Origin of the sequence: Pseudomonas fluorescens Q2-87 (genome assembly GCF_000281895.1) — a bacterium.
GTDB classification, from domain to species: Bacteria; Pseudomonadota; Gammaproteobacteria; order Pseudomonadales; family Pseudomonadaceae; genus Aquipseudomonas; species Aquipseudomonas fluorescens_S.
Map to the genome: position 1 here is coordinate 701,684 of NZ_CM001558.1, position 12,018 is coordinate 713,701.

13 protein-coding genes are annotated in these 12,018 nt (G+C 61.6%); 8 read left to right on the plus strand and 5 right to left on the minus strand.

The window, feature by feature from the left end; translation table 11 throughout:
• Positions 1-121 precede the first annotated feature (121 nt).
• Genes PFLQ2_RS24315 through PFLQ2_RS24305 form a run of 3 tightly spaced genes read left to right on the plus strand, consistent with a single transcriptional unit; the run spans position 122 to position 2,469 of the window.
• Positions 122-697, plus strand: a complete 576-nt coding sequence (locus PFLQ2_RS24315; RefSeq protein ID WP_033045900.1) for a YfiR family protein — start codon at positions 122-124, stop codon at positions 695-697.
• Positions 694-1,962, plus strand: coding sequence for a diguanylate cyclase domain-containing protein (locus PFLQ2_RS24310; protein WP_003177738.1), 1,269 nt, complete (start codon positions 694-696; stop codon positions 1,960-1,962). Before PFLQ2_RS24315 ends, PFLQ2_RS24310 begins: the two co-directional genes overlap by 4 nt.
• Positions 1,963-1,965: 3 nt before the next feature.
• Positions 1,966-2,469 carry an OmpA family protein gene (locus tag PFLQ2_RS24305; protein ID WP_003177740.1) on the plus strand — a complete coding sequence of 168 codons (504 nt, stop codon included), beginning with the start codon at positions 1,966-1,968 and terminating at the stop codon, positions 2,467-2,469.
• Here PFLQ2_RS24305 and PFLQ2_RS24300 read toward each other — a convergent pair.
• The gene (locus PFLQ2_RS24300; RefSeq protein ID WP_003177742.1) at positions 2,466-3,413 is read right to left on the minus strand and encodes a LysR family transcriptional regulator; all 948 of its coding nucleotides are present in this window, start codon (positions 3,411-3,413) and stop codon (positions 2,466-2,468) included. The two genes, PFLQ2_RS24305 and PFLQ2_RS24300, sit on opposite strands and share 4 nt — an antisense overlap.
• A 138-nt stretch (positions 3,414-3,551) precedes the next feature.
• Between PFLQ2_RS24300 and PFLQ2_RS24295 the strand changes: the two genes are divergently transcribed.
• The gene (locus tag PFLQ2_RS24295; RefSeq protein ID WP_003177743.1) at positions 3,552-5,078 is read left to right on the plus strand and encodes a CoA-acylating methylmalonate-semialdehyde dehydrogenase; all 1,527 of its coding nucleotides are present in this window, start codon (positions 3,552-3,554) and stop codon (positions 5,076-5,078) included.
• Positions 5,079-5,088: 10 nt separating this feature from the next.
• Positions 5,089-5,976, plus strand: a complete 888-nt coding sequence (gene mmsB, locus PFLQ2_RS24290) for a 3-hydroxyisobutyrate dehydrogenase (RefSeq protein ID WP_003177745.1) — start codon at positions 5,089-5,091, stop codon at positions 5,974-5,976.
• Between the two features lie 108 nt (positions 5,977-6,084).
• On the opposite strand, the gene PFLQ2_RS24285 is transcribed toward mmsB, so the two are convergent.
• Both PFLQ2_RS24285 and PFLQ2_RS24280 read right to left on the minus strand, forming a co-directional pair.
• Positions 6,085-6,429, minus strand: a complete 345-nt coding sequence (locus PFLQ2_RS24285) for a cupin domain-containing protein (protein WP_003177747.1) — start codon at positions 6,427-6,429, stop codon at positions 6,085-6,087.
• 97 nt (positions 6,430-6,526) lie between these two features.
• Positions 6,527-7,408: a LysR family transcriptional regulator gene (locus PFLQ2_RS24280; protein WP_003177749.1), complete on the minus strand. Its 882-nt coding sequence runs from the start codon at positions 7,406-7,408 to the stop codon at positions 6,527-6,529.
• Between the two features lie 213 nt (positions 7,409-7,621).
• On the opposite strand from PFLQ2_RS24280, the gene PFLQ2_RS24275 reads away from it, so the two are divergent.
• Complete coding sequence (locus tag PFLQ2_RS24275) at positions 7,622-8,386, plus strand: sulfite exporter TauE/SafE family protein (RefSeq protein WP_003177751.1); 765 nt, start codon at positions 7,622-7,624, stop codon at positions 8,384-8,386.
• Here PFLQ2_RS24275 and PFLQ2_RS24270 read toward each other — a convergent pair.
• On the minus strand, positions 8,376-8,690 hold the full coding sequence (locus PFLQ2_RS24270) for a putative quinol monooxygenase (protein ID WP_003177752.1): 315 nt from the start codon (positions 8,688-8,690) through the stop codon (positions 8,376-8,378). The two genes, PFLQ2_RS24275 and PFLQ2_RS24270, sit on opposite strands and share 11 nt — an antisense overlap.
• Before the next feature lie 200 nt (positions 8,691-8,890).
• Here PFLQ2_RS24270 and PFLQ2_RS24265 point away from each other — a divergent pair, with 200 nt between their 5' ends.
• Positions 8,891-9,481 (plus strand): NAD(P)H-dependent oxidoreductase, encoded by a 591-nt coding sequence (locus PFLQ2_RS24265; protein WP_003177754.1) that lies wholly within the window; start codon positions 8,891-8,893, stop codon positions 9,479-9,481.
• A gap of 50 nt (positions 9,482-9,531) precedes the next feature.
• Complete coding sequence (locus PFLQ2_RS24260; RefSeq protein ID WP_003177756.1) at positions 9,532-10,503, plus strand: LysR family transcriptional regulator; 972 nt, start codon at positions 9,532-9,534, stop codon at positions 10,501-10,503.
• Between the two features lie 66 nt (positions 10,504-10,569).
• Here PFLQ2_RS24260 and PFLQ2_RS24255 read toward each other — a convergent pair whose 3' ends face one another.
• Positions 10,570-12,015, minus strand: a complete 1,446-nt coding sequence (locus PFLQ2_RS24255; RefSeq protein WP_003177758.1) for a SulP family inorganic anion transporter — start codon at positions 12,013-12,015, stop codon at positions 10,570-10,572.
• Between the last annotated feature and the right edge of the window lie 3 nt (positions 12,016-12,018).

Below are 12,018 nucleotides of genomic sequence, written 5' to 3' on the forward strand. Positions count from 1 at the left end.
TGGACGGCCCTGGTGGCAACTTTGTCTGTATCGCCCGCAAGTCTATGTAACACGCTGTCTCGCTGGCTTTTTGGCACTGTGCTATCGTTCCGGCACTTATCGCATCGACCAAGAGATTTCCATGGCAGTGGCTGTACGGGAGGCAGTGCGCAGCAAGGGCTGGGAGCAGTTTCTGCTTGCCGGCTTCCTGTGTCTCCTGTCGTCCGTCGGCATCGCCCAGGGAGAAGGCTCCACGACCCAGGCGGAGCAGCGCGCCGAAGCCGTGACCCAAGTGGTATTGGGCATCCTCAGCTACGCCCGTTGGCCTGTCGAGCCAACACAACTGCAACTGTGCATCGTTGGCCCGACCCAGTACACCGACGATCTGGTCAAGGGCACGACTCAGCCCACCGGGCGGCCGGTGAACGTGCAACGGTTGCTGGCTGACCACCCCGACCTCGCCACTGAGTGCAACGCGGTTTATATCGGCAGGCTGACCAGCGACGAACGTACCCGCCTGTTTGCGTCCCTGATCGGCAAGCCGGTGCTGAGCATCAGCGAAGGCGGTGACCAGTGCACAGTGGGTAGCTTGTTCTGCCTGCGGGTCGGCGATGAACAGGTGTCATTCGAGGTCAACCTCGACTCGGTGGCGCGCAGTGGCGTGCGCATCCACCCGAGCGTCTTGCAACTCTCCCGCCGCAGGCCGGCAGCACCATGAGCCTGGGAAAATCTCGGGTCCGTCCCACCCTGGGTTCGGTCATCGGTCGCGGTCATCTGATCGTCGCCCTGGTGGCCATCACCATGGCCAGCGTTTCCCTGACTTTGCTCGGCGTCCTGGCGCTGCGCGTCTACGCCGACCACAACCTGCACTTGATTGCCCGCTCGATCAATTACACGGTAGAGGCGGCCGTGGTGTTCGACGATTCCGCAGCGGCCACCGAAGCACTGGCCCTGATTGCCTCTACCGAAGAAGTCGCCGATGCCCAGGTGTTCAACGAGCACGGTCGGCTGCTGGCGCGCTGGCAGCGGCCGGATACCGGTTTGCTGTCGGAACTGGAAATGCACATCGCCAAGGCGTTCCTGGAAAAGCCCATCAGCCTGCCGATCGTTCACCAAGGGCAGAACATCGGCCGTATACAGTTGGCGGGGCATGGCGGCAGCTTGTTGCGCTTTTTGTTGAGCGGCCTGGCGGGCATTATTTTATGCACGGCAGTGAGCGCCTGGGTGGCGCTTTACCTGGCGCGCCGTCAGCTGCGAGCCATCACCGGGCCGCTGCGCAGCCTGGCCGAAGTGGCGCACGCGGCACGCAGCGAACGAGCCTTGGACCGGCGCGTGCCACCGGCGGCCATTGCCGAACTGGACAACCTGGCCAATGACTTCAACGCCTTGCTCGATGAGCTGGAGTCCTGGCAAACCCACCTGCAAAGCGAAAACGAAACCCTGGCGCACCAGGCCAGCCACGACAGCCTGACCGGCTTGCCGAACCGGGCGTTTTTCGAAGGGCGGTTGATCCGCGCCTTGCGCAACGCCAGCAAGCTCGATGAGCAAGTGGCGGTGTTGTACCTGGACAGCGATCGCTTCAAGGGCATCAATGATAATTTCGGCCACGCCGCCGGGGACGCGGTACTGACCGCCGTGGCGACACGGGTCCGTGCCCAGTTGCGTGAAGATGATTTAGTGGCGCGCCTGGGCGGTGATGAGTTCGCCGTACTGCTCTCGCCCCTGCATAAGGCTGAGGATGCTGAGCGGATCGCCGAAAAAATCATCGCCAGCATGGAAATGCCGATTCAATTGCCCGGCAATGCCTCGGTACTGACCTCCCTCAGTGTCGGCATTGCCATTTACCCCGAGCATGGCGCCACTCCGGGCGCCTTGCTCAATGCCGCCGATGCGGCGATGTACCAGGCCAAGCGTCTCGCCCGAGGCGGCCAGCATACGGCGGGGTCGGATGACCCTGTCGCTGATCTTCAATCAAGGAGTTGATCCGTGCGTTTATCCCCTCAACGTTCCCTGCGCTGGGTCGCGGGTTTTTTGTTTGTCGCTATCCTGGCCCTGACGGGTTGCCAGACTGCACCGCAAAAAGGACTGACCCCAGCCCAAGTAGCGGTGCTCAAGCAGCAAGGATTTCAACTGACTGACGAAGGCTGGGCCTTCGGTCTGTCGGGCAAGGTCCTGTTCGGCAGCGACGTGGAAAACCTCAACCCGCCCAGCACCGAAATTGTCGAGCGGATCGGCAAAGCGTTGCTGGGGGCGGGAATCGAGCGGGTACGCGTCGATGGTCATACTGACGCATCAGGTTCCCCGGCCTATAACGAAAAGCTGTCGATACGCCGGGCCAACAGCGTGGGCAAGGTACTGACGAGCATTGGCATGCATGAAGAGAACGTCCAACTGCGCGGCCTGGGCAGCGCCAACCCTGTCGCCTCCAACGACACCGCCAGCGGCCGCACCGAAAACCGCCGCGTCGCCATCGTGGTCATCGCCGATTAATCGGCGAACACGATTTCGCGGCTTTCCCCCATCAGCAGTGGCTGGTTCTGTTCAGTCACCTCCCTGATGTAATCCCACAACAAAGTAATCCGCTTGAGCTTCCTCAAATCCTCACGGCAGTACATCCAGAACTGCCGGGTGATGGTGATTTCCTCCGGCAACACCGGCAGCAGGCGTGGGTCTTGAGCGGCGAGGAAGCACGGCAGGATTGCCAGCGAGCGCCCTTGCTGGGCGGCGACGAACTGGGCGATGACGCTGGTGCTGCGCAAGTGGGCATGGGCGCCCGGCAGGACGTTGGCCAGGTAGAGCAACTCGGAACTGAACGCCAGGTCATCCACGTAGCTGATGAATGAGTGCTTGCTCAAGTCGGCCGACCGCTGGATAGGCGGGTGGTTGTCCAGGTATTGCTGGGTGGCGTAGAGCTGCAGTCGGTAATCACACAGTTTGCAGCACACATAGGGCCCATGTTCGGGGCGCTCGAGGGCGATGACGATGTCGGCCTCGCGCTTGGAGAGGCTGATGAAGTGCGGCAGGGGCAGGATGTCCACCGAGATGGCGGGGTAGGCTTCGACGAAGTGGCTCAGTTGGGGAGTGATGAAAAAACTGCCAAAGCCTTCGGTGCAGCCCATGCGCACGTGACCGGACAGTGCGACGCCGGAGCCGGACACCTGTTCGCAGGCCATGTGCAGGGTGCTTTCGATGGATTCGGCATAGCCCATCAGCCGCTGGCCTTCAGCCGTCAGGATAAAGCCGTTGGTCCGGGATTTTTCGAACAGCAGCGTGCCCAAGGACGTTTCCAGCGAGCTTATACGTCGCGACACCGTGGTGTAGTCGACTGCCAGGCGCTTGGCTGCCGTGCTGGCCTTGCGGGTACGGGCCACTTCGAGGAAAAACTTGAGGTCGTCCCAATTCAGCGACCCCAGGGAGGTAATGTTTTTTTGCATGATGGACCGGCTTTTATGTGCGTTCTTATTAGATGTTTGCACATCTATACTCCAAAAATCGTCCTATCACCAAGGTGTCTATTACCTTGGCCAGTGCTGAAACAGCGCTCTCTTATAAGAACAAGCCCGGAGGCCAGCATGAACATTTCCCTTACGCCCAGCGATACAGCCCTGCAAACCGTCAAACTGTTGATCAATGGCGAGTGGGTTGAATCCCAGTCCAGTGAATGGCACGACATCGTCAACCCGGCCACTCAGCAAGTATTGGCGAGGGTTCCGTTTGCCACGGCTTCTGAAGTCAATGCCGCCATTGCCGCGGCCCAGCGGGCTTTCCAGACTTGGAAGTTGACGCCCATCGGCGCGCGGATGCGCATCATGCTCAAGCTCCAGGCCTTGATTCGCGAACACTCCAAGCGTATTGCCGCGGTGCTCAGCGCCGAGCAGGGCAAAACCATCGCGGACGCCGAGGGCGATATTTTCCGCGGCCTGGAAGTGGTCGAGCACGCCTGCTCCATCGGCACCCTGCAAATGGGCGAGTTTGCCGAGAACGTTGCCGGTGGCGTGGACACCTACACCCTGCGCCAGCCGATTGGTGTGTGCGCGGGCATTACTCCGTTCAACTTCCCAGCGATGATTCCGCTGTGGATGTTCCCGATGGCGATCGCCTGCGGCAACACTTTCGTGCTCAAGCCGTCGGAACAGGATCCGCTGTCGACCATGCTGTTGGTGGAGCTGGCCGTCGAGGCGGGCGTGCCGGCGGGCGTGCTCAACGTGGTGCATGGCGGCAAGGATGTGGTGGATGCGCTCTGCACCCACAAGGACATCAAGGCAGTTTCCTTCGTCGGTTCGACGGCAGTCGGCACCCACGTGTATGACTTGGCGGGCCGTCATGGCAAGCGCGTGCAGTCAATGATGGGCGCCAAGAACCACGCGGTGGTGTTGCCCGATGCCAATCGCGAGCAGACCCTCAACGCCTTGGTCGGTGCCGGTTTCGGCGCGGCGGGCCAGCGCTGCATGGCCACCTCGGTGGTGGTGATGGTCGGCGCGGCCAAGCAGTGGTTGCCGGAACTGAAGGCCTTGGCACAAAAGCTCAAGGTCAACGCCGGCAGCGAGTCGGGCACGGACGTCGGCCCGGTGATCTCCAAGCGGGCCAAGGCGCGAATCCTGGAATTGATCGAAAGTGGCGTGAAGGAAGGCGCGAAGCTGGAGCTTGATGGCCGTGGCATCAGCGTGCCGGGTTTCGAGCAGGGCAACTTTGTCGGCCCGACTTTGTTTTCCGGTGTGACCACCGACATGCGTATCTACACCGAAGAAATCTTCGGCCCGGTGCTGGTGGTGTTGGAAGTCGACACGCTCGACCAGGCAATTGCCCTGGTCAACGCCAACCCGTTTGGCAATGGCACCGGCCTGTTCACCCAGAGCGGCGCGGCGGCGCGTAAATTCCAGAGCGAAATCGACGTCGGCCAGGTGGGCATCAACATCCCGATCCCAGTGCCGGTACCGTTCTTCAGCTTCACCGGTTCCCGCGGTTCGAAACTCGGCGACCTCGGTCCCTACGGCAAACAAGTGGTGCAGTTCTACACTCAAACCAAGACCGTTACCACGCGCTGGTTCGATGATGACAGCGTCAATGACGGTGTGAACACCACCATCAATTTGCGTTAAGGAGCCGGACATGAAGATCGCATTTATCGGCCTGGGCAACATGGGCGCTCCCATGGCGCGCAATCTGCTCAAGGCCGGCCATTCGTTGAATCTGTTCGACCTGAACCAGACGGTACTGGCCGAACTGGCAACGCTGGGCGGCACGATCAGCGCTTCGCCGCGTGATGCAGCCCAGGATGCAGCTCTGGTGATTACCATGCTGCCGGCCGCTGCTCATGTACGTAGCGTCTGGTTGGGCGAGGACGGTGTGCTGGCCGGCATTGCCGCTGGCACGCCTGCCGTGGATTGCAGCACCATCGATCCCCAGACCGCCCGTGATGTCGCCGCTGCTGCGGCCAAGCAAGGCGTGGTGATGGCGGATGCCCCGGTCTCCGGCGGCACCGGCGGTGCGGCGGCCGGCACGCTGACCTTCATGGTTGGCGCGACCGCTGAGTTGTTTGCCACCTTGCAGCCAGTGTTGGCGCAGATGGGCCGTAACATCGTGCATTGCGGTGAAGTCGGCACCGGACAGATCGCCAAGATCTGCAACAACCTGCTGCTGGGGATTTCCATGGTCGGCGTCAGCGAGGCGATGGCTTTGGGCGATGCCTTGGGGATCGACACCCAGGTGCTGGCCGGCATTATCAACAGCTCGACGGGCCGTTGCTGGAGTTCGGATACCTACAACCCATGGCCGGGCGTGATTGAAACGGCGCCAGCATCCCGCGGATATACGGGCGGCTTTGGCGCTGACTTGATGCTCAAGGACCTGGGGCTGGCAACCGAAGCCGCGCGGCAGGCCCGCCAACCGGTGGTGATGGGGGCGGTGGCGCAGCAGTTGTATCAGGCGATGAGCCAGCGGGGCGAGGGCGGCAAGGATTTCTCAGCGATTGTTAACAGCTATCGCAAGCCGCAATAGGGCTTTGTTGTTCCCAGGCCGTTGTGGTGAGGGGATTTATCCCCGAGGTCCGGCAACCTGAAAGTTGTTTTCCGAGAGACCATGTCGGGTGGTCTCTCGGTTTTTGTTTCAGGCAAAGACGAAATATTTGCGCACGGTTTCGACCACTTCCCACGTGCCCTTCATTCCCGGCTCGACGACAAAGATATCACCGGCACGCAGATGGATCGGCGCCATGCCATCCGGGGTTATGACGCAGTAGCCTTCCTGGAAATGGCAGTATTCCCACTTCACATAATCCACACGCCATTTGCCAGGCGTGCAAATCCAGGTGCCCATGATCTTGCTACCGTCTTCGCTGGTGTAGGCGTTGAGGTTGACGGTGTGCGGGTCGCCTTCGAGTTTCTCCCATTTGCAGGCGTCGAGGACAGGCAGTGGATGGGTGTCGCGCAGGACAGTGATGGGGGCGGTCATGTGAGCTCCGGAAGAGTCAAAAGAGAACCGGCACCCTAGCGCGGCGCAGCGAAGGATAGATGCCTGTGCTCGACACTGGGCTATCCAGAAGCGCGCATCACTCGGCCAGATGCCGGGCCAGGGCCTTGGCGTAGGCGGGCAAACCTTCGAAGTTGCGCGCACATAGCAGCAGTGCCCGGTGCGCCCAAGATTCTTGCAGCGGGACGTACCGATAGGAGGCCTGGGCCGGGCGACGCAGGACTGCAGCTTGCGGCACGACGGCGATGCCTGCGCCTTGGGCGACCATGCGAATGACTCCGTCGAAACTGTCGGCGCGAATACGGATCTGCATGCGCATCCCGGTATGCAGCGCCTGTTCCTCGAGATAGATGGCCAAGGCGCTGGAGGCGTTCAGGCCTACATAGTGGTGGCTCAAGGTCTCGCCGAAGCTTGGGGTTCGGCCGTCAGCCAATGGATGTCCAGAGGGTAGGATCAGTACCAGTGGGTCGTCGCGAAAGGGCCAGGTCTGAAGGCTGTCGGTGTCCACCGCGTCGGAAACGATCCCAAGGTCCGCCGCGCCCTCGCGCAGCGCATGGGTGATTCGTGAGCTGGGCAATTCCTGCTGATCGATGTCCAGGTTGGGGTGGGCCTTCAAGAAACCGGCCAGTAGTTCGGGCAGGTATTCGGTCAGGGCGCTGGTGTTGCACAACAACCTTACCCGGCCTTTGACGCCCTGGGCGTATTCGGCCAGGTCCTGTTGCATATGCTCGACATGTTGCAGCAGGACCCGGGCATGCTGCGCCAGGGCCTTGCCGGCCGGCGTCGGGATTACCCCGCGTCGGCCGCGTTCGAGCAGCGCCGTTCCCAGGGACGATTCCATGGCTCGGACTCGTGCACTGGCCGCCGCCAGGGATAAATGGCTGCGGGCGGCACCGGCGGTGATATTGCCGGTGTCGAGGATGTGCAAGTAGAGGCGCAGGTCGGTGAGGTCGAAGTGCATGGCTAAGGGATCCTGTGCCGTGTTCAGTGGTGGCTGATCTGCCGCCATCGCGAGCTGGCTCGCCTCCACAGGGGGCTGCATTTCAATGTGGGAGCGAGCCTGCTCGCGATGGCGTCGGTAGCATCAACAAAATCATCAGCCTCTCGCTGTGCAAGAGGCACCATCAGTATATGGCAGATTTTCAAGCCAAGGCCGCGGGCGCACGATAGCCCCATGAACACACTCATCGATTTTTATCAGAACCTCGGTCTGATGCTGACATTGCTGGTGATTGGTACCTTTGTGCTGGCCGGTACCATCAAGGGCGTGATAGGCCTCGGCCTGCCGACTGTCTCCATGGGCTTGCTCGGTCTGGCTATGGCGCCGGCGCAGGCTGCGGCGCTGCTGATCATTCCAGCGACCCTGACCAACCTCTGGCAGCTGGCCTTCGGCGGTCACCTGCAAGCACTGGTTCGGCGCTTGTGGGCGCTGCTGCTGGCGATTTTCCTTGGCACCGGACTCGGCACGCTGTGGATCGGCATGACGGGCGGGACCTGGGTGGTACGAGGCTTGGGTGGCGCGTTGTTGCTGTACGCGCTGAGTGGGTTGTTTCTGCCTACGTTACGGGTCAGTGCCCACGCAGAGCCTTGGCTTGCCCCGCTCTGCGGGTTGCTCACCGGCATCATCACTTCCGCCACCGGGGTGTTCGTCATTCCGGCGGTGCCCTATCTGCAGGCATTGGGCTTGAGCAAGGATGAACTGGTGCAAGCCCTGGGTCTGTCATTCACTGTTTCCACCCTGGCATTGGCCGCCGGCCTGCTGTGGCGCGGCGCCTTGGGTGGTGGCGAACTGGGTGCTTCGATGCTGGCGCTGGTCCCGGCGCTGCTGGGGATGTGGCTGGGGCAGTGGCTACGCCAGCGAATCAGCGCCGTGCTGTTCAAACGGGTATTTTTCATCGGCCTCGGTGTGCTCGGCGGCCACTTGCTGATCAGCGGCTAGCCGAGGACGGGCTGAGCATGTCGACCCGGCGGATGTCGAAATCGCGTTCCAGGTAATCCATGCGCTGCTCGAAAAACTGCTTCATGTGCGGCAGGTTCGAATGTATATCCAGGTGCGCCTGGGAGGCCCAGATTTCATAGAAGATGAACAGTGTAGGGTCTTGCTGGTCCCGTAGCATGTGATATTCGATGCAGCCGGGCTCGGCACGACTTGGCTCGACGTAGGCACGGAAAAGCGCTTCGAAGGCTTCGGATTTTTCCGGACGGGTTTTGGCGTGAAGGATAAAACCGTGCAATTGGCTCATCGGAGAATCTCGATAATTGGAAGTCCGCGAAATTCTAAGGCAACAATAAGCCGTTGATTCGTGCGTATGGGTCAAAACAGTTTTGCACTTGTGGCGCTTATTCCGCCCGAGTCTCATCGGTACTCTGCCGCCATCGTTTTCAATCCTTCCATTCGGCGCCATGTATTTGGTCCATGCCGAGGAAACCCGATGAGGCCCACATGAAAAAAGTCCTGTTGCTCAATGGTGGCAAACAATTCGCTCATTCCGACGGTCGTTATAACGCGACCCTTCACGACACGGCGGCCAGCGTGCTGGACCGCGGTGGTTTCGACATCAAGACCACCTTTATCGACGGTGGCTACGACATCAAGGAAGAAGTGGCGAAATTCCTTTGGGCCGACGTGATCATTTACCAGATGCCGGGCTGGTGGATGGGCGCGCCGTGGACCGTAAAGAAGTACATCGACGAAGTGTTCACCGAAGGCCACGGCAGCCTCTATGCCAGCGACGGCCGGACCCGCTCCGATGCCTCGCAGAAGTACGGCAGCGGTGGCCTGGTGCAGGGCAAACAGTACATGTTGTCGCTGACTTGGAACGCCCCGCAGCAAGCCTTCGACGACCCGACCGATTTCTTCGAAGCCAAGGGCGTGGACGCGGTGTACTTCCCGTTTCACAAGGCCAACCAGTTCCTGGGCATGACCGGCCTGCCGACCTTCCTCTGCGTGGACGTGATGAAGCGGCCGGACATCGCGACCGATGTGGCGCGGTATGAGCAGCATCTGATCGAGGTGTTCGGTCTTTCTCGGTAATCCGGCTACCATCGGGGCCTGCCTGAGTTGCATTTCCAGAGAGGACGCCCGTGAAAGCCAGATCCGACGAACTACAGATTTTCGTCTGCGTGATCGAGTGCGGATCCATCTCCGCCGCCGCCGAACAAGTCGGGCAGACACCGTCGGCGGTCAGTCGCACGTTGTCGCGCCTGGAGGCCAAGCTCGACACCACGCTGATCAACCGCACCACGCGGCGCATGGACCTGACCGAGGAGGGCAAGTACTTTTTCGAACAGGCCAAGGGTATCCTCGACCAGATGGATGAGCTGGAGGAGCGCCTGTCGTCCCGCCAGAAAAATCCCGCCGGACGTTTGCGCATCAACGCGGCCTCGCCGTTCATGCTGCACGCCATCGTCCCGCACATCGAAGAATTCCGCAGGCTCTACCCGGACATCCAGCTCGAGCTGAACAGCAACGATTTGATCATCGACCTGCTGGAGCAAAGTACGGACGTTGCCATCCGCATTGGAACACTCACCGACTCGACGCTCCACGCCCGCTCCCTGGGCTGCAGCCCGTTGCACATCCTGGCCAGCCCGGCCTACCTGAAGCAGCACGGCACACCGTCAAGCGTCGCCGAGCTGGCGGACCATGCGCTGCTGGGGTTCGCCCAGAATGATGGGCTCAATCAATGGCCGCTGCGTCATCTCCACGGCGATCGCTGGCCGATCCAACCCGCCATCAGCGCGTCCAGCGGCGAGACCGTGCGCCACCTGGCATTGCAAGCGCAGGGCATTGCCTGCCTGTCGGACTTCATGACCCGTGAAGACATCCGAGTCGGTCGACTCAAGGTGCTGCTGGCCGATGCCAATAGCGGCTATCGTCAGCCGATCAATGCGGTGTACTACCGAAACTCCCAACTGGCGCTGCGAATCCAGTGCTTCCTGGACTTTATCCAGGGCAAGCTCGCCGAATACGCTTCGCGGGAATTCGCCGCCGAGCCCACTGCAGAACCCTGTGGGAGCGAGCCTGCTCGCGAAGGCGATATGTCAGTCGATTAAAATGTTGCCTGACACGCCGCATTCGCGAGCAAGCTCGCTCCCACAGGTTTTGTACCGGCGGCATCTTTAGTCGTGCTGCACGCCCGCGCGCTTGAGCATTTGTTTGCAGCGTTCGGACAGGTGAAATACCCGCAGGTGTTTGCCGGCCTTGCTGTAGCGCTCGCGCAGGGTTTTGAGGGCGGCGATCGCCGAGTAGTCGACGAAGCGCAAGTGCCGGCAATCCAGGGTCACTTGGGCCGGGTCGTTGGCCGGGTCGAACAGGTTGAGGAACGGCGTCGTCGAGGCGAAGAACAGCGTGCCGTGCAGGCGATAGAGTTTGCTGCCGTCGGCTTCCAGTTGCGCGTCGGCATACAGTTCCCGGGCCTGTTGCCAGGCGAAGTTGAGCGCCGCGATGACGATGCCGCAGAGCACGGCGATGGCCAGGTCGGTGAACACCGTGATGACCGTCACCGCGATGATCACCAGCACGTCGTTTCTCGGGACTTTGTTGATCACCCGCAGCGAGGCCCAGGCAAACGTCTGTTGCGATACCACGAACATCACCCCCACCAGCGCGGCGAGCGGGATGCGCTCGATCAGTGGCGACAGGAACAACACGAACAGCAACACCATGACCCCAGCCACCACGCCCGACAGCCGTCCACGTCCGCCCGAACTGAGGTTGATCATCGTCTGGCCGATCATGGCGCAACCACCCATGCCGCCGAACAGGCCGGAGGCCACGTTGGCCGCACCCAACGCCACGCACTCGCGATCCGGATAACCACGGCTCTGGGTGATTTCATCGGTGAGGTTCAAGGTCAGCAGGGTTTCCAGCAGGCCGACCATGGCCATGATCACCGCATAGGGCGCGACGATCAGCAAGGTCTCCAGGTTCCACGCAATATCCGGCCACGCAAAGGCTGGCAAGCCGCCGGCGATGTGCGCCATGTCCCCCAGCGTTCGGGTTGGCAGGCCGAGCAGGTAGACCGCCAGGCCGACGCCGAGGATTGCCACCAACGCCGGCGGCACGCTGCGGGTCAGGCGCGGCAACAGGTAGACGATGGCCATGGTCAGCGCCACCAGGCCGGCCATCAGGTACAGCGGAGCGCCGCTGAGCCAGGCCTCGCCATTCTTGAAGTGTTCCAGTTGAGCCAGTGCAATCACAATCGCCAGGCCGTTGACGAAGCCGAGCATCACCGGATGCGGCACCATGCGCACCAGCTTGCCCAGGCGCAACAGCCCGAACGCCATCATGATCAGCCCGCCCAGCAGCACGGTGGCCAACAAGTACTGCACGCCGTGCTGCACCACCAGCGCGACGATCACTACCGCCATCGACCCCGCCGCTCCCGACACCATGCCCGGACGTCCGCCGAACAGGGCCGTCAGCGTACAGATGATAAACGCGCCGTAGAGTCCCATCAGCGGGTTGAGATGGGCCACCAGGGCGAAGGCGATGCACTCGGGAAGCAAGGCGAAGGACGTGGTGAGGCCGGCGAGGACGTCGGCGCGAAGGCGTGCTGGTTTCATGGG